Annotated in this window: 19 protein-coding genes; 8 read left to right on the top strand and 11 right to left on the bottom strand. The window is 53.2% G+C overall.

The window, feature by feature from the left end:
* Nucleotides 1–111: 111 nt before the first annotated feature.
* Nucleotides 112–525 (bottom strand): MaoC/PaaZ C-terminal domain-containing protein, encoded by a 414-nt coding sequence (locus tag H2508_RS07990; protein ID WP_182171589.1) that lies wholly within the window; start codon nucleotides 523–525, stop codon nucleotides 112–114.
* Nucleotides 526–540: 15 nt separating this feature from the next.
* Nucleotides 541–1,080, bottom strand: a complete 540-nt coding sequence (locus tag H2508_RS07995) for an FAS1-like dehydratase domain-containing protein (protein WP_182171591.1) — start codon at nucleotides 1,078–1,080, stop codon at nucleotides 541–543.
* Between the two features lie 147 nt (nucleotides 1,081–1,227).
* Here H2508_RS07995 and H2508_RS08000 point away from each other — a divergent pair, with 147 nt between their 5' ends.
* From H2508_RS08000 to H2508_RS08010, 3 genes are all read left to right on the top strand, one after another.
* A complete protein-coding gene (locus H2508_RS08000; protein WP_182171593.1) occupies nucleotides 1,228–1,644 on the top strand; it encodes a Zn-ribbon domain-containing OB-fold protein in 417 nt (138 codons plus the stop codon).
* Nucleotides 1,641–2,810 (top strand): lipid-transfer protein, encoded by a 1,170-nt coding sequence (locus H2508_RS08005; RefSeq protein ID WP_182171595.1) that lies wholly within the window; start codon nucleotides 1,641–1,643, stop codon nucleotides 2,808–2,810. Before H2508_RS08000 ends, H2508_RS08005 begins: the two co-directional genes overlap by 4 nt.
* 223 nt (nucleotides 2,811–3,033) lie before the next feature.
* Nucleotides 3,034–4,071, top strand: coding sequence for a TIGR03617 family F420-dependent LLM class oxidoreductase (locus H2508_RS08010; RefSeq protein WP_182171597.1), 1,038 nt, complete (start codon nucleotides 3,034–3,036; stop codon nucleotides 4,069–4,071).
* 132 nt (nucleotides 4,072–4,203) lie between these two features.
* On the opposite strand, the gene H2508_RS08015 is transcribed toward H2508_RS08010, so the two are convergent.
* The 3 genes from H2508_RS08015 to H2508_RS08025 form a co-directional block, all read right to left on the bottom strand.
* Complete coding sequence (locus H2508_RS08015) at nucleotides 4,204–5,808, bottom strand: AMP-binding protein (protein ID WP_182171599.1); 1,605 nt, start codon at nucleotides 5,806–5,808, stop codon at nucleotides 4,204–4,206.
* Between the two features lie 64 nt (nucleotides 5,809–5,872).
* Nucleotides 5,873–6,913, bottom strand: coding sequence for an acyl-CoA dehydrogenase family protein (locus tag H2508_RS08020; RefSeq protein ID WP_182171601.1), 1,041 nt, complete (start codon nucleotides 6,911–6,913; stop codon nucleotides 5,873–5,875).
* Nucleotides 6,910–7,647, bottom strand: coding sequence for a TetR/AcrR family transcriptional regulator (locus H2508_RS08025; RefSeq protein ID WP_182171603.1), 738 nt, complete (start codon nucleotides 7,645–7,647; stop codon nucleotides 6,910–6,912). Before H2508_RS08025 ends, H2508_RS08020 begins: the two co-directional genes overlap by 4 nt.
* 92 nt (nucleotides 7,648–7,739) lie before the next feature.
* On the opposite strand from H2508_RS08025, the gene H2508_RS15235 reads away from it, so the two are divergent.
* On the top strand, nucleotides 7,740–8,915 hold the full coding sequence (locus tag H2508_RS15235) for an acyl-CoA dehydrogenase family protein (protein ID WP_182171605.1): 1,176 nt from the start codon (nucleotides 7,740–7,742) through the stop codon (nucleotides 8,913–8,915).
* A 372-nt stretch (nucleotides 8,916–9,287) separates the two neighbouring features.
* On the opposite strand, the gene H2508_RS08035 is transcribed toward H2508_RS15235, so the two are convergent.
* The gene (locus H2508_RS08035) at nucleotides 9,288–9,752 is read right to left on the bottom strand and encodes a cytochrome c (protein ID WP_182171608.1); all 465 of its coding nucleotides are present in this window, start codon (nucleotides 9,750–9,752) and stop codon (nucleotides 9,288–9,290) included.
* Between the two features lie 206 nt (nucleotides 9,753–9,958).
* On the opposite strand from H2508_RS08035, the gene H2508_RS08040 reads away from it, so the two are divergent.
* Nucleotides 9,959–10,390 carry an acyl-CoA thioesterase gene (locus tag H2508_RS08040; RefSeq protein WP_182171611.1) on the top strand — a complete coding sequence of 144 codons (432 nt, stop codon included), beginning with the start codon at nucleotides 9,959–9,961 and terminating at the stop codon, nucleotides 10,388–10,390.
* Nucleotides 10,391–10,399: 9 nt separating this feature from the next.
* Nucleotides 10,400–12,022, top strand: a complete 1,623-nt coding sequence (locus tag H2508_RS08045; protein ID WP_182171614.1) for a Na/Pi cotransporter family protein — start codon at nucleotides 10,400–10,402, stop codon at nucleotides 12,020–12,022.
* A gap of 9 nt (nucleotides 12,023–12,031) precedes the next feature.
* Here the strand turns inward: H2508_RS08045 and H2508_RS08050 are convergent, their stop codons facing one another.
* The 5 genes from H2508_RS08050 to H2508_RS08070 form a co-directional block, all read right to left on the bottom strand.
* Nucleotides 12,032–14,239 carry a molybdopterin-containing oxidoreductase family protein gene (locus H2508_RS08050; protein ID WP_182171617.1) on the bottom strand — a complete coding sequence of 736 codons (2,208 nt, stop codon included), beginning with the start codon at nucleotides 14,237–14,239 and terminating at the stop codon, nucleotides 12,032–12,034.
* Between the two features lie 194 nt (nucleotides 14,240–14,433).
* Nucleotides 14,434–16,788: an efflux RND transporter permease subunit gene (locus H2508_RS08055; protein ID WP_182171620.1), complete on the bottom strand. Its 2,355-nt coding sequence runs from the start codon at nucleotides 16,786–16,788 to the stop codon at nucleotides 14,434–14,436.
* The gene (locus H2508_RS08060; protein ID WP_235965148.1) at nucleotides 16,785–18,005 is read right to left on the bottom strand and encodes a WD40/YVTN/BNR-like repeat-containing protein; all 1,221 of its coding nucleotides are present in this window, start codon (nucleotides 18,003–18,005) and stop codon (nucleotides 16,785–16,787) included. The genes H2508_RS08055 and H2508_RS08060 overlap by 4 nt, the downstream gene beginning before the upstream one ends.
* Entirely contained in the window at nucleotides 17,935–19,299 is a 1,365-nt protein-coding gene (locus H2508_RS08065; protein WP_182171623.1) for a DUF1329 domain-containing protein, read from the bottom strand. Before H2508_RS08065 ends, H2508_RS08060 begins: the two co-directional genes overlap by 71 nt.
* Nucleotides 19,300–19,324: 25 nt before the next feature.
* Nucleotides 19,325–21,184, bottom strand: a complete 1,860-nt coding sequence (locus tag H2508_RS08070; protein ID WP_182171626.1) for a DUF1302 domain-containing protein — start codon at nucleotides 21,182–21,184, stop codon at nucleotides 19,325–19,327.
* Nucleotides 21,185–21,525: 341 nt separating this feature from the next.
* On the opposite strand from H2508_RS08070, the gene H2508_RS08075 reads away from it, so the two are divergent.
* Together H2508_RS08075 and H2508_RS08080 are read left to right on the top strand one after the other, a co-directional pair.
* The gene (locus tag H2508_RS08075) at nucleotides 21,526–22,182 is read left to right on the top strand and encodes a hypothetical protein (protein WP_182171629.1); all 657 of its coding nucleotides are present in this window, start codon (nucleotides 21,526–21,528) and stop codon (nucleotides 22,180–22,182) included.
* A 441-nt stretch (nucleotides 22,183–22,623) separates the two neighbouring features.
* The gene (locus H2508_RS08080; RefSeq protein WP_182171632.1) at nucleotides 22,624–24,678 is read left to right on the top strand and encodes an oxidoreductase; all 2,055 of its coding nucleotides are present in this window, start codon (nucleotides 22,624–22,626) and stop codon (nucleotides 24,676–24,678) included.
* The last annotated feature ends 22 nt before the right edge of the window (nucleotides 24,679–24,700 follow it).

The raw sequence follows: 24,700 nt of genomic DNA on the forward strand, positions 1-24,700 counted from the left end.
ACTTAAGCTTTAACAAACAACAAAGCCCGCGGCCAAAACAATTTTGACCGCGGGCTTTTTTTAAAGGTATCGCTAAGCTGCTTAAAGCCGGCTAGCTTTATTCAGCTTCTATTAGCTAGCCAGCTCTAGGGTTGCAAGTGCCTTAACATGCATCCCCCACTTATCGTTCTGACCGACCACTTCCACTTCCACGGTGTTGCCATCTACCGACTTCACCTCGCCGCTCATGGTCATCGTGGTTCCTGGAATATTCGGCGCCCCCAAACGCACGCTGAGCTTGCGAAATACAGCGTCATTTCCCACCCAGTCGCGCAAGTAGCTTTCCGTCAGCCCCTGGCTCGTTAAGATATTCATGTAAACATCGGGCATGCCACTGGCCTGGGCAAAGGCTTTATCGTGATGCACTTTCTCAAAGTCTCGGGTGGCCAAAGCGGCGCAAGTCACCAGCGAGCTGGTTACGGGAATGGGGCGCTCTGGCAGAGTCTGGCCCACGCTGATATCACTGCTTTTCAAATTCTGTGTCATGGTCGTGGTCTCCACTCAGGCTTGGTCTTTTTTCGCGGGGCGAAACTTGAGGACCTTAAAGGTCTGACGCCCTACAGGCTCGCCATTTTGGTCGCTGAACTCGGTGACTGTTTCATAGAAATAGCCCTCGCCCAAACCGGTAGTTTTTCGCTCAGATATATTGTCGATCACAGTGCGCTGAGAGATGACATCATCTAGGCGCAGCTCACGAAAATACTCCTGAGTCGTGTCTGTTGCCACTATGCCGTTATAGCCGTGGGCATCGAGCAGGTCGATCAGCTCCACTTGGGGATCTTTAGGCCTGCCAGTGCTAGCTACTGCGTAACCAGTTTGGTTCCAAACAAAAAGCATGGTGGCCGGTGCTACTAGCTCTGCACGCTTGCCAGCGCTTGCTGCGGCTTCATCAAGATGATTGGGGTTAGTATTACCCATCACTTCACACCAATGGCGAATCATCGGCTTGTTGACTGGGTCTGGCGCGGTGGAAGAACCACATTCACGGCCGACATAAGCATAAATTTGTGCTTCTAAGGCGGCAATATCCTCGGTAGTCATGCTGCATCTCCAGGGTTGGTTATTTAGGCCATTGCTGACATTGGCTTCAACATAATTGAATTCGTATTCAATTTCAATTATGTTTCACACTCACCCCATCACCTTGCGGGTGGGTATGACATAGAACACCAAACAACGAGGCTGACCATGGCAAAATCGTTCCGCATGAAACCCCCGATGGGGGAAGACAATGGCTGGTGGTGGCAAGAGGCCGCTGAGGGCCGCTTGGCTATTCAACGCTGCACCCAGTGCCAGACACTACGCCACCCACCGCGCCCAGCGTGCGGAAAATGTCACTCCTTAGAGTGGGATCATCTCAGCGCTTCTGGCCGCGGTACTCTTTGCAGTTTTACCATTATGCACCACCCGCAGTTTCCGGGCTTTGACTACCCACTGATCATTATTCTGGTGGACCTTGAGGAAGGCACACGCTTCACCTCCCAGCTGATTAACTGCGCCCCAGAGGACGTTGAATTTGGCATGGCCGTAGAGATGGTCATGCACGAGGATCCAGACGGTTTCCGTCTACCCATGTTCCAGCCAGCCACAGGAGCCGCCTCATGAGTCACTTTTTGAAAGACAAGACAGCCATTGCCGGAATTGGCCTAACCGAGTTCTCCAAAAAGTCCGGCGTGTCCGAACTCTCCCTGGCCGCGCAGGCAACCTTAGCCGCCTGTGAGGATGCCGGTCTGTCACCCTCAGAAATCGATGGCTTTGTCAGCTATACCTTGGACTCCACAGACGAGATCGAGCTGGCCCGCACAGTAGGCGCCAATGATCTTAAGTTGTTCACTAAGGTCAACTATGGTGGTGGTGCTGCCGTCGGTACTATCCTGCACGCAGTGATGGCTGTTGCCACTGGCGTGGCCGACAATGTGATTTGCTACCGGGCAATGAACGGTCGCTCCGGGCAGCGCATGGGCCAGGGTATTTCTGGTCAAATCGTGAGCTCCGACTTAATTCACTGGTCTTGGTACATGCCCTACGGCATGCTCACCCCCGGCTCGTGGATTGCCATGATTGCTAACAAATACATGCATCACTACGGCGTCACCAGCGAAGATTTAGGCCGCGTTGCGATATCACAGCGCAACTATGCCCAAAACAACCCGCGCGCCTTTGGCTACGGCAAGCCACTGACCATGGAAGAATACATGGCCTCTAAAATGGTTGCCGAACCGCTGCGACTCTATGACTTCTGCCAGGAAACTGACGGCGGTTGCGCCATTCTTATCACTAGTGCCGAACGCGCTCGCGATCTAAAGCAAAAGCCCGCAGTGATTCGCGGCGTGGTACAGGCCTCTACCCAGGGTCAGGAGCAGATGACCAGCTTCTACCGCGAAGAACTGGACTCACTGCCAGAAATGGAGATGGCGGCTCGCTTAGTCTATGAGCAAAGTGGTTTGGGGCCAGACGACATCAACGCGGCCTGCCTCTATGATGCCTTCACTTCAGAAATCATCATGCAGCTTGAAAGCTTTGGCTTCTGCGGCCGCGGCGAAGGCAAAGATATGGTCCGCGAGGGCGCCCTAGATATCGACGGCCGCCTGCCCAACAATACTCACGGCGGACTTCTCTCGGAAGCCTATATCCACGGCATGAATAATATCGCTGAGGGTGCCCGTCTAGTTCGCGGTAGCTCGACCAACCAGCCCAAAAATGTAGAGCATGTCCTAGTGAGCAGCGGTGTTGGCGTACCTACTGGCGCGTTGATTCTCGGCCAAGACTAGCTAGCAGCTCACAAGGCAAGCGAGCTTTCTTCATGGCTGTGCCGCTGGAGTGCCGGCAAACTGCTTGGGCAATGCTCTGCCCAAGCAGAGAAGAACGCTAGCTTGCTTATCTTGGCGAAGGCGAGAGCTCCCTTCACAGGAACCCTATCCAGCAGCCATTATGCCCCCATAGCCGCTACACAAAGCGATAAAAACCTCAGTGCAAGTTACAAGGGGATTAAGAATGTTTAAGGTCTATGCCACCACCCCAGAAACCATGGGCCCCGAAGCCATTGGCGAGCACGCCAAGCGCGCTGAGGCGATGGGCTTTGATGGCCTACAGGTACCAGATGCCGTACACGATGGCCTAGTGCTGGCCACCCTTGCCCTGCAGGCAACTGAGCGGCTAATTGTTGGCACCTCGGTGCTAGTAGCCTTTCCGCGCAGCCCAATGACCGTAGCGGTCGCAGCTTGGGACTTGCAGCGTCTTTCCAAAGGGCGCTTCGAACTCGGCTTAGGCACCCAGATTCGCCAGAATATTGAGCAGCGCTACTCTGCAAAATGGCTGGCACCCGTAGCTCAAATGCGTGAGTACCTGGAGGCCCTGAAAGCCATCTTTCACAGCTTCGAAAGTGGAGAGCGCCTAGACTACCGCGGTGAACACTACAGCTTCACCCGCTTACAACCTTTCTTCAATCCCGGTCCGCTAGAGTATCCAGCGCCACCACTCTACTGCGGTGCGGTAGGCCCTCTGATGACACGCATGGTCGGCAGCACAGCGAGCGGCATGATCACCCACCCCACCAACACCCCCCCGCGCTATATCCGTGAAGTTTGCCTGCCGCGCCTGCAGGCAGGTTTTGACCAAGCGGGTCGCAAGACTGAAGACTTCCAGCTCATACTCGGCTCACTGCTTGCCACCGGTCGCGACGATGCGACAGTGGCCCGGGAATGGGAAAAGCAGCGCCAAAGGCTGGCATTTCTTTACTCGACCCCGGCCTATTGGCCGAGCTTAGAGTTATTTGGCTGGCAAGATCGCGGCGAACACTTGCTGTCGCTAACACGCGAGGGGCGCTGGCAAGATCTTGCCGCAGTGGTAGACGATAAAATGCTAGAGGCCTTTGTGCCCCGTGGGCGCTATGAGCAAATAGCTAAGCTATTGCAGACTCGCTACGCCGGACTAGCCAGTGCACTGACCTTCCCGATCCCCGACGATCCTGCCGACGACGAAGCTGCAGCCAAAGCAATAGCCGAACTCAAAGGCAGTGCTAGCTCCCTTTAAGGTCAGTTATATTAGCTACAGAGACAGCGATCGAGCTGCAAAGCGCCTAAGCGACGCAGCCCTTAGCTTTATCGAGAACTGCAACACTCCGGTGCCCCACAGAAAGGGGCACCGAAACACAACAAAGCGCCTTTAACGTTCGGCCTTGAAGCCCGCTGCTTGAGCATCCCAAGTCTTCGCCGTGAGGCCTTTGTCTCTGAGTTTGAATTTCTGCACCTTGTTGGTGGGCGTATAAGGCAGCTCATCAACAAACTCAATAAAGCGCGGCACAAAGAAATACGGCGCGTTGTCATTGATGTACTGGGCAAGCTCCTGCTCACTCAGCTGCACACCTGGACGTAGGATCACATCGAGCTTTAACTCTGTTTCCGACTCTAGGATATCGCTGGGAACACCAAAAGCTGCGCAGTCGGCAATCCCCGGGTGCTTTTTAGCGACTAGCTCCACCTCAAATGTGGAGATATTGCGCCCCTTAAGACGGACTGCATCCTTCTTCCGATCGGCGAAGTAATAATAGCCATCCTCTTTCTTGCGCAGCATATCACCGGTTTTATACCACTCACCCTCAAAAGCCTTTGCCGTTGCTTCCGGGTCATCAAAGTAACCGCTGAAAATCACATAGGGCTTCAAAGGCTTAACCCAGAGCTCTCCGGCCTCACCGTCTGGCACATCATTGCCATCGTCATCGACTAAACGTGCTTCCAGTGCTGGTGAGGGCAAACCGCAACTACCTGGCGGGGGCGCCGCTTGCCCCGGCATCGTTACCACCAGCTGCATCGCCTCACTCTGACCTAAGCCCTGAGGCATGAGTTCAAGGTTAAAACGCTTACTGAATGGCTCGGCAATATCCGGCGGCATCGGCACTGCCATCAGCTTGCGCAGGCTGTGCTTAGCGTCATCAGGCTTTTCCGGAGTATTCCAAAGGAAGATGTGCATAGCGCCGACAGTAAAGCTCTGTGTCGCCCCATAGTAATCTACGCGCTCCCAGAAGTTGCTCACCGAGAAAGCGGGGTCTACCGCGAGCGGCACTCCAACGATCAGTGATCGCAGAATAGAGGTTACCCAAGCTGCCGAATTATACATCGGCAGAACAGAGTAAATTACATCGCCGTCTTGCGTGCCAAATTGTGCGTCACCTGATTCCACTGCATTGAACCAAACGTTATGGCTCTGCATCACACCTTTGGAGCGACCAGTGGTGCCAGAGGTCCACAGCACAGCACTGGTGTCACCGTAAGTCATGCCAGTCATATCAGGTTCAGCAGCACCTTCCCGATACAAGCTGTCGAAAGGAGTCGACTCGGGCAAGGCGCTATTATCTCCCAGGACGACTAAGTGTTTGAGTTCCAAATCATCACGCACCTGAGCCACTCGCGCTGCATGCTCAGCATCAGTGACCAGAATATGCGGGCGACTTCGGTTAATGGTCTCAGATAGCCAGCTGCCCTTATAGTCCCCGTTAATCGGGACCCACATAGCGCCTAGCTTATTGGCAGCTAGGGCAAGAAACACAACCTCTGGGGCGCTACCCATATAGAAAGCTATGCGCGACTCCTGCTCTAGACCCAGCTCAGCAAAACCTGCGGCCAGTTCGTTGACTCGCTGATTAGCTTCGGCAAAGGTATAGCGCGTTTCGCCAAACATAATAAAAATTGCATCTGGCTGCTGTTCAGCCTGCATGCTTAAAGCTCGGCCTAAATGTCGATCTTCAAGGTTTTTAAAGCTCAGTACGTTCACGTGGTGATGCTCCTTATTCTATCTATCTGCCTATCTGCATAATCCAGCAGAGATGCCAGCTACTTTAAACCGTCATACCTGCACTTGGGTTTTTCGCCAAGTACTCGCCCATTGCAGCCAACTGTTGTCCCGCACCGCCTAGATCAAACTCCAGCTGTTTTGACCAAAGGAAGAAGCGGTGGATTGGATAGTCCAGATCAGCGCCGATACCACCGTGTAGATGCTGAGCAGTATGACTAATACGATGCGACATCTCACAGGCCCACCAGCGACTTGCTCCAGCCTGAAGTGTAGCATCGAGGCCTTCACTGATTCGCCACATCGCGCCGTCTAGTACAGCGCGCAGTGCTTCGATATCGATATAGCCATTTGCAGCGCGATGAGAAACCGCCTGGAAGGCTGCTATGGGCTTATTAAACTGCTTGCGCTCTGTTGTGTAAGTAGCTGTGCGCTGCAAGGCCTCTTCGGCCACACCGAGCTGCACTGCCGCAGTCGCCACCTGAAGCCGTTGCTTGAGCTGGGCAACCAGCTCGGTGCCACCAAGTCGAATAACCGGCACATCTTTGAGCGCTAGCGTAGCTGCAGGGCGGCTATTAGTGCCGCGCTCTGCTGTCAAAGTCACCCCTGAGGCAGCAGGATCAAAAGCAACCAGCTCATCACCGGCTGCACTAACAATCAGTGCGGCGCCACTGGCATAGGGCACCTGCGCTAGGGTGCCAGTGATCTGATCGCCTGAAAGCTGGGGGCCATCAGCTAAATTAAGTGCTAAATATGCATCACCGGCGACCACCGCTGCGAGTGACTCATGCTGTCCCGCCGCATCTAGCGCCCAAGCGGCAAGCAGAGTTTCTCGCAAGGGAATCGGCGCCAACACCGCGCCCATTTCACGCAAGACCAAACACTCAGCAATGAAGTCCATCTCTGAACCACCCGCTGCCTCTGAGAGTCCCAGGCCGATAAGGCCGGACTCGCCGAGGATTTTCCACAGCGCAGTATCGGGATTCGCCGGCCCCGCCGCGTGATAGCTGTCGGTTACCTGGTCGCGAAAAATCTGGCGCGCCAAGTCGGCGATGGTGCTTTGATCACTGGACAGTGAAAAATTCATGCTAAGTCTCCCTTGCAGGCTTGGTCACTGTGCTCAGGAGAGGACGAGTGACGCTTGATGGTCAGTATGCGGGATGCGTAACGCAATTGCTCTTTTGGTGGATTACAGGCAAACAAACTCCGATATTGGAGCACGGCCAGCCATTCTGCGAGCTCTTCTTCGGAAAGTTGCAGGGCAAGCAGTGGCGAATCTCGTTCGATATAGTATTCGCGCAGTAAATCTTGGCCGATACCACTGAGGCCGTAAACAATCAGTCGAGCCTCATCGGCGCTCAGTTCACTGTCTGGAAACACAAAAGGAAAGACATCAACCAGCAGCTCTAAACGCTTGTAGTAAGAGGCGTTCCAACGCTTCCGAAAGTCTGGGTCATCGGCACAAAACTGGTGGATACAGCGCATGATACCCGGGTGCTCGGCGTGGTTGCGCACAGCAAAACGGTAGTGAGAGCGCAGGCGGTTGAACCAATCCCCCTTGCTCACATCCCGCTCAATCACCTCAGTTGCTTCGGCCTTAGCTATATGTTCTTCAAGTATTTCCTCGACAAGGCTACGCAGATCACTGTAATAATGATGAAAGAGTCCAGCTGCAACACCTGCTTCAGCGGTAACATCCTTAATACGAAGCTGGTGATAACCCGCACGATCGAGCACCGCGATGGCGGCATTCTTTAAACGCTCCCGTGCTAGCTCGCCCTTGGCGCGCCGTCCGACTCTTTGCGTGCTGACTGTGGACATCACAACCTCCCTAGATTGGGAGCAATTATTATTGAATTTGGATTCAAGATCAATAATAATCCCCTAACACTGTGCAGGCAGGAAATTAAGCTGTGTATATTGAGCATACTGAAGAACAGAAAGCACTGCGTCAGGAACTGCGAAGCTACTTCCGCTCCCTGATGACCCCCGAGCTGATCGAGGCGACCCGCAGCAACGAAGGGGGCGATGCCTATAAATCGGTGATCCGACAAATTGGTCAGGACGGTTGGCTAGCCCTCGGCTGGCCAAAAGAGTACGGCGGCCAAGGCCGCGGCCCCATGGATCAAATGATCTTCTTCGAAGAAGCTCAGTTCGCCAACGCACCACTGCCCTTTGTGACCATTAATACCGTCGCTCCGGCGATCATGGCCCACGGTTCTGAAGAGCACAAAAAGTTCTTCCTGCCAAAAATTGCTGCCGGCGACTTACATTTTGCTATCGGCTACTCCGAGCCCGGAGCTGGTACCGATCTGGCGTCACTCAAAACCACCGCGCAGCTCGAAGGGGACACCTGGAAGATCAATGGCACCAAGGTTTTTACCTCTAGTGCCGAAGCGGCAGATTACGTCTGGCTCGCTGCTCGCACCGATCTCGAAGCATCGAGACCTCACGCGGGTATTTCCATCTTTATGGTGGCTACCGACCAGCCCGGCTTTAGCTATTCACCGATTCATACCGTGGGCGATGTGCGGACCAACGTCAGTTACTACACCGACGTCACCTGCCCAAACGATATGATTTGTGGCTCACTGAACCAGGGCTGGAGGCTGATCACCTCACAGCTCAACCACGAGCGAGTCGGCCTAGCTGCTATTGGCATTTATGCTTATGACATCTACCAGCAGGTTCTCCAGTGGGCCAGCGATACAGATGCTAGTGGAGAGAGAGCAATAGACAAACCCTGGGTGCAGCGCGCCCTCGCGGAAGCTTACGCGCGACTAGAAGCCATGCGCCTGATGACTTGGCGTATGGTGTGGAGCATGGAGCATGGCGAGCCTGAAGTGGCCTACGCCTCCGCCATGAAAGCCTTTAGCACCGAGGGCTTGATCGAAGTCTACCGACTGCTGATGGACGCCGTGGGGCCAGCTAGCACCCTGCACCGCGATAGCCCCGGGGCTGCCATTCGCGGCGAGCTTGAGGCTGAGTACCGCCAGTGTCAGATCAACACCTTTGGCGGCGGCGTGGTCGAAGTAATGCGGGATCTTGTCGCTGCCTTTGGCCTGAACATGCGAGCTTACAGCCGTTAAACTAGCCGTAATATTGCACTAGAAAGCCATGCCATCTGCTGTGATAAAACACATTGCAGCAGATGGCCCAGCGAAAAATATAAACCGCTGCCCAACCTCAATTAGCCCTGTATCTCATTAGCCAACAGCGTCTTAATCAGGCGCTTTATCAGGCATTAGCAAATCCCCAAGACCTGCCCGGCAGGGCAAGCACAAGCCAATACCTAGCCCCACCGCTAAACCCTTACTTGCACAGTTCCTGTGCCGGATTTTTGTCATTGATAACAATTAAAAAAATGCATGATAAAAAATGCAGAAAGTGCTAAATGCAGCTCAAAAAACCCTGTGTAAGCATCCGGTTTATCAACTTTGCTATATCAGATAGGCCCCTAGCTAGAGCCCCGGGAAGCGAGCACTTGCGTATTCACTGTGACAGGCCACGCAGCCTGCTGTCATTTCAGCAAAGTGCTGCACTTGTCGAGCCGAGTCCTTGTCGCGGCCAGCTTCGGCAAGTTCCTCGCTGAGTTTATGCAGCGCTTCGTCTTGTTCGAGAAAACCTTGCGGCACCGCTGCAAGCAGTGCCTGCTCGTCTTCTTCTGTCATCTCTTGAGCCATGATGAAACTATCATGAATCGCCTGTGCTTGCTGGGCCACGATTTGGTGATCTCCCCGCACTATGGCAGCCTGAATCTTCTGGCTAGCAGCAAGAATGCTTATCATCTCCTGAATCAACAGCCCCCGAAGTTTTGCTGGCAATTGCTCACCAACATTAACAACCCTAGGCTGATCAGCACTTGAGCTGGCAATAAGGCCTAAGCCAAAAAGAACAAATACCAAGGTGATAGCTGTCACTCTCATCTTATTTTACCTTTTCTTAACATGGCAACCCTGAAGGTAGTTGGACTAAAGGTAAGTGTCAAAGCCGCCAGCACGCCACCCCGAACAAGCCAAGGTTTTAACGCAGTTGCCCTAGGCTATCGATCTAGAGCAGCTACTTTGCTATGCAATGCCCTCGCGCTGGCGCTAGAATGCGCAGCAGTATCTGCCACCCTAGGGAACTGTGCATGTCGCGTAAAACCATCGAACTTCCGGAAACATTTTTGTTCTCCATCCACTATGACGTGCTTTACAGCGACATCAATGCAGCTAACCACCTAGGCGCTGACCGTATCCTCCCTATCACCATGGAGACGCAGCTGCGCTTTATCCGCAAGTCCGGCCACAGCCAAGCGACTGTTTTTGAAGATGCCGAATTGATTATGGCTCACGCTGAGATAGCCTACCTTGCAGAAGTCAGCTACGGCGAAAAACTGCTTGTTGAGTTAGGGGTTTGCGATATCAAAGACAAGAGCTTTAAATTTGTCTATCGCATCAGCAAAGCCCCCTCCGGACAAGAAGTCGCTCGAGTTGCCACTACCCTGCTGTTTTTCGATTACCAGCAGCGCTGCGTGGTACCGGTGCCAGACAACTTCCGCACACAAGTCGAAAGCTACTGAGGTCACAGAATGGGCTGGATGACATTTACTCTGTCGCTGGGCGGCATCGGCCTGATGCTGCTCGGCATGTCCATGATGACCGACGGGCTAAAAGCCGCCGCTGGATCATCTTTACAGGGTTTCCTCGAACGCTCGACTAAAACCCGCCTAAGGGCAGCCTTGGCAGGTTTTGGTATTACTGCCCTAGTGCAGTCTTCCGGTGCAGTCATTGTCACTACTCTGGGCTTTACCAATGCTGGCATGCTGCGCCTCAAGCAAGCTGCCTGGGTAGTTTTTGGCAGTAACTTAGGCACCACTATCACCGCCTGGATTGTTGCCTTGATCGGCTTAAAGATAAACGTAGGGGCATTCGCTCTCCCTCTGATTGGGGCCGGAATGCTATTAAAGCTATTTGGCAATAATCGGCGTATAGCACACATCGGTTTCTCAATTGCTGGCTTTGGTTTGCTGTTTTTAAGCTTGGGCATGTTGCGCGATGCCTTTATCGATGTCGCTGACTGGATTCCTATTGAGCGCCTCGGAACCTCTGGGCCCATCGGCATCCTTCTTGGCGTGTTATTTGGCGCACTGTTAACAGCGCTAATCCAATCCTCTTCTGCGGCGCTCGCTATCATCCTCACCGCCTCTGTCACCGGGGTGCTGACACCTTTACTGGGCGCCTCGTTAGTGATTGGTGCGAATATTGGCACGACCTCTACCAGCCTATTAGCCAGTATCGGCGCTACCCCCAACGCCCGTCGCCTGGCTTTAGTGCACGTAACAGAAAAACTGTTCACTGGCTGTATCGCCCTGCTCTTACTCGGCCCCCTGTGGTGGTTGTTCGAGCACTTTACTGCAGGCTCTGACAGGCGCATGAACATCAGCACCGGGCTGGCTCTGTTTCACACATTATTTAACCTATTTGGACTGCTACTCATGTCCCTGTTCGCAGACCAGTTACTGCGCCGCGTTGAGCAGTGGATTAAGCAACCCGAGCTCAACTCCGATCGACTACGTTACCTCGATGACACGGTAATCTCAGTCCCCGAAATGGGTATGAATGCCATGCACTTAGAGATCAAGCGTGTATTCAAACAGCTGTTGTTTCGCGGGCGCGAGATTATTGATCGCGAGTCGCAGCCTGAAGAATCCATTCATACTGGTGTGCTGCTTGCTGCCATTGGCGATTACGGTAACCGTATTGGAGCACAAAACCTCACCGAAGGACTGTCGGAGGTTTTTCTGAACCTGAACTGGGCTCGAGAAGAGTCCCTGCAATTGCGGGATCTGATAATAGAACTTGCGGAGTTCACTCAATCAGATATTAACGCCGCACTTGACTCGCAGTTGCCGGAAGCACTCCTAGTCATTATGCGCAGTGGTGAGCTCAAGCAATTAACGCTACAGCAGCGCTCGGAGCAACTGCAGCTAATTAAAAACCTGCGGCACAAACGTCGGACAGAACTGCTAGAACTGATCACCACTGGTTATATGATCGCACCTGACGCTTCACGGCTATTGCGAATCATCGCGCTATTTGAGGAAAGTTCTAAGCACATTTTGCGGATTGCCGAAGTTATCTACCCTGAACCTCTTGCAGAGGATCAGAGTCAGCGGGACAGCAGCAAGCAGCCCGCTGAAGCACTGCCTTAGCTTCGCCGCCTAAACAGCTTTAGACTCATCACCCTTGATACTGGCCACTCGCACCGGTACGGCACTCATACGAGGAATACCGGTGTAAGGGTCATACTCCCGATCGACGCTGATCAAACGGTTGATAGCGGAGCCTTTTTCACGAATATCTTCATCCCGCTCAGGGTCACCACCAAAGCAGTGGCTCATCGAAATAACTCCGGGACGAATACCCTCTTCTAGCTCAACGATGCCTTTGATGTCCGCGTGCGGTGATTCAATACGGATCAGCTCTCCGCTGACAAAACCCAAGTTAGCGGCATCGCTGGGATTCATGAAGGCCGGGTTATATTTGTACTTGCGCAGTTGCTTGGGATTATTGCGACCTGTTGAATTAAAGACATCTGGCGTACGCCGACTGATCAGCCGGAAGGGATAACCATCAAAGCGCAAATGATCCGGCTGCTCAGCGAGCACCTCCTCCAGTTCAGCCATCATGGTTGGGTCGGCTAGTTGCAGGCGCGCGCTCCAACCGGGCTCTTTATCAGCGACATAGACCGCCTCATCATCAAAAATATGGCCACCTGGATACTGCTTTACCCTATCCAGCGGCACCCTCGCTTGCTCGGTTAAACGCTCATATAATTCATCTGTTGTGGGCTTGTTTTTCATATCCAAACTGACCTTGGGCGGTGCTTGGCCAGTGACTGCCCAGCTGTAGGCGACTTCGAACTCTATTGGCAAGTTCATGCGCTGAGCCAAGCCGTAGAAAAACTCCCACTCTTCGATCAGATCAGAGTCTTCTGGCACCTCCACGGTGGCCGCAGCATACTGCCCATAAGGCACACTAAAACCAAAGCCGGTGCCAAAGTAGGACAGCATTTCATTGGGCAGGGTGATCGCCGGCGACTCCAGTGAATGCTTACAGGCCATCGTGTAATCTGCCAGGTGACAGCTGTTATTTGCCATCTGAATATCCAGACAGACAAATAAATCAAGTTTCTTCAGCGCTGCCAGGGTTTTTTCCTGGTCTGGCCAAGCCAGCAGCGGGTTACCACTGATACAGATCAGCGCTTTAATCTGCCCCTCACCCTCAAGCAAGATTTCGTCGGCCAGTGCCGAGGTAGGCAAACCAACCGCGGTATCAGTAAGACCTCGAACACGCAGCTTTTCACTTAAGCCCCAGCCTTTGTGGGGCGGGCTAGCCTGTGCTTTGGGATTAAATTTTGGCCCCATCACACCGGGGTTTGGCACTCGTTCACCGGCCTTCAGCCAGCGCCCGCAAAGGGTCATTAAACACATCAACAAGTATTCGGTGAGATTGCCGCGACCGGCCATATTCGAGCCGGTGCCGGCCGTGCAGCCACCGCGCTTTGCCCCAGCAAATAGATGCGCCGCCTGAATCAAATCTGCCGCCGCTATACCGGCGCGTTCGGCCACATACTCAGGGCTGTATCCAGCCACCTGAGCTCGCAACTGTTCAAAGCCTTCGGCATTTTCAGCCACAAAGTCTTGGTCATAGAGTTGCTCTTCAATAATCACACGGATGATACCGGCCAGTACTGTCGGGTCCTCACCCGGCCGAGGCTGCAGGTGCACCGCCGCCCACTTGGCGCACTCGCTTCGACGCGGGTCGATAACCACTAATTGCATCCCGTTTTTTTCTACAGCATCTTTCAAGCGCTTGGCCGGATTCTGGTTCGGCACACCGCCGGACTTAGCAACCAGCGGATTAACACCGACCAACATCCAGGTATCGGCATCGTCAAATACCTGTGCGCCAGCCTGCCAGCTACCATGTAAAGCAGGTGCAATCGCCTTGCCTGGCTGGTCGATGGAAGCAGCGGTGAAACGCATTGGGGTGCCCAGCGCATCCATCCATGCATGCTGAACTGGCTGTGTTGCCGGATAAGTGAAAATAAATGTGCCGGCGTAGGTCGCCACAGCGCGTGGGCCGTGTTCAGCAATAATTGCCTGCAGACGCTCAGCAATCTCATCGAGCGCCTGTTCAGAGCCTATTTCGACAAACTCGCCATTAGGCAAGCGCTTCATGCTCTTATACAGACGATCGGGATGATGCAGCGTATTGACCATTTCACGGCCTTTGATACAGCTGTAGCCGTGAAAAACGGGATTATCTTTGTCGCCGATGATGTTAACTGGGCGATTGTTATCAAGCTCAACCACTAGCGGACACATAGCCGCGCAAGAGCGACAGATGGCATTAACCTTAGTCATAAGTGATGCCTTTGCTTTATATAATTATGATTATCACACTCACAAAATCACTGGGCTCTGTCAATCGCTCAGGATAATTATAGAAGCCAGTATAGAATACCGCATTGCACCTCCCATCCGACTACAGCGCCAGTTAAGCGCTGACTGTGGCAATAGCTGATTGCCACAGTCGGCTAAGTGTTCTCAGCACTGCTTCAGTCGCTGGCCTTCTTAGACGAAGTCAGCAGCCAAGCGAGTGCCGGCAAGAACAACAGCGCTCCGATCATGTTCCAGAAGAACATGAAGGTCAGCATAATGCCCATATCAGCCTGGAACTTAATCGGTGAGAATATCCAAGTGCCTACGCCCACTGCGAGCGTCAGGCCAGTGAAAGCCACCGCCGTACCACTGGATTTCAGCGCGTGGAAATAGGCTTCTTGCAGCCCTTCTCCCTTAGCTAAATGGCTCTGTAAGGCGGAGTAGATATAGATCCCATAGTCCACACCAATACCCACACCAAGGGCGATTACCGGCAAAGTGGCCACTTTCACGCCGATGCCCAGTGCCGCCATCAGGGCCTGCCCCAGCACCGAGGTCAGCACCAGTGGGATAATAATACAGGCGGTAATACGCAATGAGCGGAAGTTAATCAAGCACAGAGCGATCACCACGCCATACACCCACCACAGCATTTTGTTCTGGGCATTGCGAATAACGATGTTGGTCGCAGCTTCCACGCCAGCATTGCCCGCCGCCAGATCAAATTGCAGGCTGTCACTATTGTGCTGCTCGGCAAACTCGGTAACTGCTTGGACCACGCCATCTAAGGTATCTGCCTTGTGGTCATCTAAAAATAGAATAACCGGAGCCATGGAGCAGTCAGTGTTACGCAGTGTGCTCGGCGCGCTACTTAAGGAGTTGTTGAGGATATAGCGGTTGCGGCTTGTTTCGTGCCACTTGGGGCTGCCCTCGTTCATACCTTGAATAGCTAGCTTGGACACATCCACCAGCGACATTGCCGACTGTACACCGGGCACGGTTTCCATCACGCCTTGGAAGTAATTCACCGCGGAGATAAATTCGTAGCTACCACACTGCTGCACATCCGTGCTGGCCATAACGACAAAGACATCGGTACTGGTGCTGTAATTATTGGTCAAGAAGGCGTTGTCCTGATTGTAGCGTGAGTCTGGACGCAGTTCTGGCGCCCCGGGGTCGAGGTCACCTATTTTTTGGAACTTCCCGAAGTAAATGCCGACCGCAAATAGCACCGTGCAGACAGCGAGCACACTCAGTGCAGGGCCACGCTGGGCAACACCAGAGAGTATGCGCCAATGACGGAAGTTGCTATTTTCTTTTTCTACTCGGTAGCTCACGCAGCGACTGGAAATACCAGTGAAGGTCAGTACTAAGGGCAGCAGCAGTAAATTGGTCAGTACCAGCACAGCAATACCGGTAGCTGCCACTAGCGCCAGCTCCTGAATAACCGGAATATCGATAACACGCAGAGTAAAGAAGCCCACACCGTCACTTAACAGGGCCACAAAGCCTGGCTTGGACAAGCGAATAAAGGTCAGCTTTGCCGCTTCAATGCGCGGCATCTCAAGATAAATCAACGTGCCAAAGCGGTTAATAATTTGGACCGAATGACTCACCCCCACAGCAAAAACCAGGAAAGGAACCAACATGGAGTAAGGGTCCAGCCCCAGCCCCATTAACTTCAGCAAGCCCATCTGCCACACTACGGCAACTGTCGAGCACAATAGTGCCGCCCCAGTCAGCCAGACGCAGCGTGAATACAAAAACAGCATCACGGCTGTAATACCAAAGGCCACTAAGAAAAATAGGCCTACTAGGGTTGCCCCATCAATCAGATCACCAATTAGCTTGGCAAAGCCAGTAATACGGATGCTGACCTTTTCCGACTGGTACTTGTTACGCACCATCGTTTCAAGGTCCTGAGAAAATTTTGCGTAATCTAGGCGCTCACCGGTGTTGGGGTCGATCTCGACCAAAGGTGCAACAATAATCGTGGATTTAAAATCATTGGCCACGATGCGGCCAATCTGGCCCGACTTGAGCACGTTCTCACGCAACTTAACCAGAGTGCGCTCGCTGCCATCGTAGTCGTCGGGAATGACCGCACCACCCACAAAACCCTCTTCGGTGACTTCCATCCAGCGAGTATTGGGGGTCCACAGCGACTGCATAGCGGATCGGTCAACCCCGTTGACGTAGAACACTTCATCAGTGATCTCTTGCAGCAGCTGCTGATATTCCTTGGTAAAAATATCGCCCTGACGACTCTCGACGATGATGCGCACTGAGTTTCCTAAACCCTTTAGCTCATCTTGTCGTTCGAGGAAGTTCAGGATGTAGGGGTGTAAGGTGGGCAGCATTTTTTCGAAGCTAGCATCTGGCTTGAGCTGGCTGGCCTGCCAGCCAAAGAACAATGTAGCTATAGCAAATAACGCGATCAAAGGCACTCGTGCACGCATCATGAGAGTGCCCAGAAGAGGCCGCAGGCGACCATCCTCTGCGCTGAGGGTAGTACTTTCGTGCTTAGTCACAGAGAATTTGCCTCACTCAATGCCATCAGACCAGACATACCTACCAGCCACACGTCGCCATTGGCCGCTTGCACAGCTGAGGACAAACTGGCGCGCGAGGGGTGCCGCCAAGCTTGCTGTGTACCATTCTCGCTAATGGCTAGTGCTAGACCGCCAGCGCCAACCATCAAAGCCTGGCCATCAGCAAGCCGCACACCGCCGTATAGACTGGTCCCATTATTATTCGTAAATTCAGCCCAGTCTGCGCTTGCTGTAGAAGCCTTAAATATGTGGCCACGCAGCCCATAGGCGTAGACCCTTTCGCCGGACACAATGAGCCCAAACAAGGAGCCATCGTAGAGATCTTCTACCCGCCGCCAAGTGCTACCAGCATCTTCAGAGTGATACAGTAGGCCGGCTTCACCACTCAGATATAGGCCTCCGGCGCTATCCTGAGCTATTGCGTAGTAGTGGTAGCGATAAGGGTTGGCTATACCGTCAATGGCTATCCGCCAATCATCGCCACCGTTATCAGTGCGATACAACATGCCATAAGCACCTATCGCAAAGCCCGACTTGGCATCGGTGAAAAGCACATCCAGAAAAGGGTCAGCTGGCCCAGTATCAATCGCATCAGCGGCATCCTCGGCAGCGAACTGCGCCTCATCAAGCGCCTCTTCCAGAGCACCCAATTGCTCCGCATCCTCGCTTGCAGCGAGCTCTGCCTCCAAGCTTGCAGCCCTGGCTTGCGCCCAGGCCAAATACTGACGATTGGCCTCGCGGCCATCAAATTGCAGCTCCCAAGTGTCGCCACCATCGGCGCTGTGCAAAATAGCTCCGGCATGCCCCACAGCCCAGCCCGAATCGGGCTCAGGGAAGTGGACTGCGGTTAGTGTTGTACTGACCGGCACCTCGGCCTGGCGCCAGCTGCGACCGTGATCATCACTGAGGATAATCACCCCCCGCTCACCCACCGCTACCAAGCGTTCTCCCGCGCGAGCGATGTCCAGCAGCTGCATCTGCTCTGGCTCATCCACTCTGAGGGCGGGAAGAAACACAAAATCTTCAGCAGTGCTGCCGGGCTGGGCAAAAGTCAGCAGCGCCAGCAGCACTACTGCGAGGAATGGTCGGCAGGCAGCATTACTGCGCGCCATCATGACGCTCGACCTAGCGGCGACCGGCACGGCGCAATGCCGCTGGCGTGAAATCTTTGAAATCGCCGACATAATCAAAGTCATACTGGTAACCGCGCTCTTCATTATCCAAGCCAATCACTACATAGCGACCGGAGATTAAGTCGTGCAGAGACTCCGCAGAAATCCAAGGTACTGACACTTGATAGTGCTGCACCATGTGGCCCTCTTTCATCTTCCACAACTCGCCGCGACCATCGTAGTGATCAACCACGGCGATCTGCCAGCTATCTTCGTCCACATAGAAGGTTCGACGCGCATAGATGTGACGAGCACCCTCTTTTAGCGTGGCTTCAACCACCCATACTCGGTGCAGCTCGTAGCGCAAGTACTCAGGGTTCATGTGACCTGGCTTGATAATGTCTTGGTACTTTAGGTCGCCACGGCGCAGATCATAAGCGTTATAAGGAATGTACAGCTCACGCTTGCCCACCAACTCCCAGTCGTAGCGATCGGGGGCACCGTTGAACAGGTCTAAGTCATCTGCTGTGCGCAAACCGTCAGAGGCCACACCTGGGCCGTCATAGGCAATGTTAGGAGCCCGGCGGACCCGGCGCTGCCCAGAGTTGTAGACCCATGCCGAACGCGGTTCTTTTACTTGGTCCACATTTTCGTGTACCAGCAACACATCACCCTCGAGACGTGCAGGAGCCAGAATACGCTGCAGGAAGACGAACAAGCGATTTGGCATTGGGTTGTCGGGGAAACGGTTAGCAAAGATCGCCTCTTCTTCAAACAGTACTGGCGAGAAAGCACCATTCGTTTGCACTGGGGCCTGGATATAGCGTCGCTTTACACCGAGCGGAGTGCGGTAGCGAGTGATGTGGTTCCAGATCACCTCAACACCGCTGGCAGGAATCGGAAAAGGCACGTTGGCCTTAAAATTAACTAGGCCATTGCCACCAGCAACGAGCTCAGTTTCAGTGGCGCCATCCTTAATCAACTGATACTCACTCTCGGGCAGGCCTGCACTGCGGCGAGTCGGGTAAACAGGCATGGCATAAGTGTCCGGGTAGCGCTTAAACATGGCGATTTGCCCGGGTGAAAGTTTGTCGGCGTACTGGTCGACGTTTTGAGCAGTAATGGTGAATCGCACTTTGTCGTCAGCAAAGGGATCAACCAGCCGCTCGCCTTTCTTGTAGGCCGCGGGCAGCTCGCTAATCCCACCCTCCCAAGGTGGAATAGTGCCCTCGGCGTTGCCAGCTCGCTCGGCGCCCATCGGTGTCAGCTCACTACCCCCCAGGCGCGCGGCCTGCTCTGGTGTCGCCTTGGCTAGCGCTAGGCCACTACCTAGGCCCAAGAGAGACGCAAGGCCAATAGACATTAAGGTCTTATTCATATGTAACTCCTATGATTCAATTATTCTAAAAGGCTACCGAGAAGCTCAGGGAAACAAAGTCACGATCCTTTAGCTCATCATAATCTGCCCCAAAGAAGCTGGTATAGGACAATTCTGCACGGTACATATTGAGGTAGTCCGCGGTTACGCCCAAGCTCAGCGCAATCCGGTCTTCAACAAAGTTGGGCGCCGGTGATGTGCCTTTGACGTCATGAGACCAGGCAATATTGGGCGTCAAGTTAATACCTGCAAAGGCATCGCTGTACTCAAGACCTGCCCGAATTCGGTAACCCCAAGAAAAGTCGTCAGTGAAACCGTCCTTGGTGCAATAATCGGGGTTACTGTTGGGACTAATGCCAGCAAAGGCCTCGGCAGCCGGATGTGAGTCACAGGCAATGGGTGAACCAGGCCAAAGCGCAAACTCACTGGCAAAGGGAGCAAAATCGCCAACCCCATAAGCGGGAGAACGGCCATAATTAATATTTTTGTTCATCCCACCGAGCCAGACGGCACCGATTTCACTGGCAAACGACAAGCGTTGAGCACCCAAAACCTGCTCAAAGAACTTGATAAAGGTCATTTGGAACTGGGTATATGACACATCGTCATAACCTGCTAAGTAAGCACCGGGACCCTGCGCTAAGGACCGGGGCAGCATCCGCGACCACTCAGCTGCGCTACCAAGGGCAATAGTCTGCAAAATATCCGTGGTGTTAATCTGCAAGGGGAAGTCAGGGCGATGACTCAGCTCGCCAGACACAGCCCAATCACCAAGGTTGGTGGCAAAGGTCAGACCCCAGAGTTCAATATCCTCTGGGAACTCAAAAAAGTACTCGGGGTTAGCACCAAAATTAATTGGCAAGCCAAAGGCCTGGGTAGCGTTTGTGGCACTGAGGATTGGCGTGCGACTGTGGTAGTTCATGTAGTAGAGACCAAACTCAGTCGCATTCAGAGCCTCGACGTAGTAGCGCAAGGCGAGCCCCCACTGACCTGAATCAGAGGCCTCAACATCAGAGCTGCGCCTCACCACAAAGCCTTCGGCCTCTGCATCGCGATCGTGCACAGCATTGGACACAGTCAAGATATCACAGCCACCCCCGTAGGGGTCGGCCGCGCTCCAATAGGTACCGCATTCGTCTAGGACCGTTCGCTGCCAGTCGTACTGCACAAAACCTTCCACGCTGAGGTCATAGGTGAGGCCGTAATTTGCGTAAACCATGCCCACCGGTAACAGAGCCTCTTTGATCTCTGAACCGGGCTTGCGCAGCGCGGTGACATCGAAGGGGTTAACAACGTTGATGCCATTTTGGATGAAGGTGCTTTCGCCCCAGCTCAGCACCATATTACCTGCACGTAGCTCCAGCGGACGCTCAGCTACCTCAAAACTTCCATATGCATAGTAATCGAGGAACTCGATGCCACGATAACGTGCCAAACGTTCAAAGCCAGAGGTGTCCAGCTTACGATTTGGCCTGTAACCATTCGCGATGTGGCCATGAGGCACCTCACCGTGGCCCTGCTCATAGTCGTACCAGTATTTTAGTCGGGTGAAAATGCCGTAGTTATCTGCGGCCAGCTCTAAGTCATGAATCCCGCGAAACTGCAGTGAGAATAGGTCACCGCGGTCATAGTTCAGGTTGCCATCATCGGCAGTACTTGATGAGGCACTACCTCGGCCATTGGTGTTACCTGGTGCCAGCACACCATTATCCGGCGCTTCCGTGCGCCAACTGGCACCCACCGAGAGGTTGGTAGATAGGTTTCCCTCAAAGGGCCCGAGCTCAAAAGTCAAAGCCGAAGCGGGTGCGGATAAACTAGCTGCGGCTAGCGCGGCTATCAAAGGACCCCTAGGGAAGGGCGTGAGGCGTGCGGGTGCTTTTTTCACGGGCAGCTCTCCTGCTATATAAATTTAGGTTATTTTATCTTTAATGGTAGCAGCACAAGTCTCGATGGTCAGTGAAAAATTTTATCTATCTTACTTTGGCTAGAAAGTCGCTTATGTTCATAGTATCCAAGGTAAACTCGTATTGGCGAAAAACCAAGCTTAGATCCATATACTGCTGGCTATCGGGTCAAGAGACGCTGCAGATTCAAACACCTTTCCTGAGCGCAGGAGCAGTAAATTATCACTAAACATTAGACCTCTTAGCATGTTTCATGACATAAATAGCCCTATCCGACTACGCCTCAGTGGCGCAGCACAGTCAATAATTAGGAAAGCATCTTGTGAACAACAAAAGCACTGTTGAGCGCAGTGAAGAAATGAATGAGAGCGCCGCTTCTCAAAAAACCCAGAAACCCACGCCGCAACCCTCCTCTAAGGCGCAGCTGGCCCGACTCTGGGGAATGCAGGCCTTACTGGCAATCCTAACGCTATCGCTGTTTGCTGCGGCCGACAGCTGGCAGGCTGTCACCGGTCTGGCTCTAGCCTCTGGCCTCAGTGTCGTTACGGGCATTATCGCTGGCATCACCCTGGCGACACTCATTCACGAGTGGTTCCACTTGCTGGGAGCTTATGCCAGCAAAGGCGATTACGACATCGCCAAGCATAGCGGTCTGTTTTTATTCAATTGGAACTTCAGTAACAACAGTGTCTCGCAATTTTTTATGATGAGTATCGCTGGCAGTGTAGGTGGCGCCTTAGCCGTAGTACTGCTATGGCATGGCATTCCCAGCAATAGCTGGGGGCGAGTCGCACTCCAATCTGCCGCTATTGCCAGCTTCATCAACGCCTCACTGATTGAATGGCCAGTGCTTTATCGCACGCGCTTGAGTCGTGAACCCTTAGCTGAGCTATCAAAGGTTGATAAAGGCGTCGTGCTTCGCTGCTTTATTGCAGCACTATCAGCTGGACTGCTTATCATAATTTACCTAGCGCCATGAGTTAGCCCCCAAGGCTGCTGCAAGCTTAGAACAACTCGCTCTATATGCTCTGTGTTACAGCAGTAGCTTGCTGCTAGATAAGCGTGCAATGTCAGGTCGTCCTATAGACCTGGGAATAAGCTTAATCCCAGAGATGCTGCTTTCAGCTAGGCACCGAGCTTTTATAGCATCGGCGGATTACGTGCTGACAAAAGCCACAACATAAGTCTCATTGACTATTACGTCTAACAATAAAAAAATTATCACTGAAATGTTTTTTGCATTTCTCAAGCAGCTCGCCATACAATGCCGACACTCTCATCTGCTTTTTAATGAGCAGGTGATGGCTATGTGTAATGCGCCACTAAATTGACTGCTCGCAGCGCAGTACACCCTCAGCACACAAACAGCAAATAAATAGCTGGTGAGTGGCTAGAATATTAATTTAGGTGGTTTAGAGCCTTGAAACTTCTCGAAGCGATTAATATTGGCAGGATGCAGATCAAGAACCGTATGGTTATGGCAGCTATGACCACTAACTATGCGAATGAGGATCAATCACCCTCTGCAAGATTACAAGATTACTTAGTACAGCGTGCCAAAGGCGGTGTTGGACTCATTACAGTCGAAGTCTGCACGGTCGATGTGCGGCAAAAATATCAGCCTCAATCAATGTCCCTAGGCAGCGATGAATTTATTGCAGCACATCGCCAACTGACCGACGCTATCCATCAATATGGCGCGAAGGTACAGCCCCAAATTACTCACCCGGGCCCTGAATCAATGATTTCCGTCTATCACGGGGAAATGTCAGTAGGGCCGAGCCATGGAGTAGCCGCCTGCCACGGAATGCCCGCCAGAGAGCTCGCTATAGAAGAGTTTGATGACATCGTGGAGTCCTATGCACAGGCTAGCCGGCGGGCGCGCGAAGCAGGCTACGATGGCATTGAGCTCCACGCTGCTCACGCTTACATGCTCCTTGGCTGCTTCCTCTCCCCACTTAAAAACAAACGCGCCGATGACTACGGCGCGGACACTGTTGAAAACCGCACCCGACTCTTGCTGCGGGTAATTCATCGAATAAAGGCCGTGGCGGGGCAAGACTTCCCCATCACCCTGCGAATCTCCGGTTTCGAGCGTGTGCCCGGCGGTCGCGACTCCTACGACAGCGCCGTGCTAGCACCGATTCTTGAGCGCGCTGGTGTGGATGCATTCCACGTTTCAGGCGGTATCAGCGACCCAATGGTCTCCCAGATGATCTGTGGCCCCGAATATCAATACGGCTACAATCTACCTGAAGCCGAGGCCATCAAACAGGTGGTTAATGTTCCGGTGATGGTTGTCGGCCGTTTTCTGGACCCGGAGTTTGCGGAACATACCCTGCAAAACAGTAATGTCGATATGATCGTTATGGGGCGGCCCTTTTTAGCCGACCCTGAGCTTCCAAATAAAGTCGCTCGCAAGGAGTTCGACAGTATTCGCCGCTGTATCTCTTGTCAGAACTGTATCGACTCAATGTTTCTCTGGCCGATGGATGCGAAAATGAATTGTGCCGTCAATGCGGCCACAGGACGTGAGCGCGAGCTTAACTACCAAGTAGCAGCGCACAAGAAACACATACTTGTGATTGGCGCTGGTCCTGCTGGGATGGAAGCCGCCAGAGTTGCCGCCCTGAGAGGCCATCGTGTGACTTTAATGGATAAGCGCCGTCGACTCGGTGGCTCACTGGTTCTGGCTTCTACCGTACACAGTGATAACGAGCGATTCCTCAATTACCTCAAACACCAAGTCCGTCATTTAGATATTGATATTCGCTTAGGCGAAGCTGTAAACCTCAATACAGTTCAGACCTTAAATCCCGATGAGGTCATCGTAGCCACAGGAGCAAAGCTTCAGTACGACGATATCCCAGGCATCACTTCCAAAAATGTATTGACTGGAAGTTTATTACGCGACTTAGCCAACGGTGAAATCAGCTCAGAAGCAGCCTCACTGCCCAGCTGGTTGAGATTTGGCCTTGCCCTCTCCGGCCCCATTATTGATCGGCACCTGAGTCCATCTCGCCTGCGTAAACTGGCCGATTGGTGGCTTCCCTTAGGAAAAAAAGTGGTGATTATCGGTGGAGATTTGGCAGCCATTGAGTTGGCCGAATTTTTGGCCGCCAGAAAGCGCGACGTCCACCTGCTGGAAAAAGGGCCCTTGATAGCCGCTGAAATCGGCCCCAAAAGACGCTTTGAGCATGAAAAGCGACTCGAAAAACTGGCTGTGCGTATTAACACTCGGGTCAACTATTCCGCGATCACCGAATCTGGGGTCGAGATAAGCTTAGACAATGGTGATATACGACTCATTCCCGCTGACAGCATCCTCTTGGCCGGAGAGCCCGTGGCAGACAGCACTCTCTATAATGAACTGATAAATGCAGGCTTCTCATGCCATGCGGTGGGCGATGTCACCGGACTCGGCTTGATTGTTAAAGCAACAGCTGAGGGCAACGCTGTAGCACAGCGTCTATAGTACCTAGGCTAGGGTTCAGAGT

This window comes from Sediminihaliea albiluteola (assembly GCF_014077625.1).
Classification (GTDB): domain Bacteria; phylum Pseudomonadota; class Gammaproteobacteria; order Pseudomonadales; family Halieaceae; genus Sediminihaliea; species Sediminihaliea albiluteola.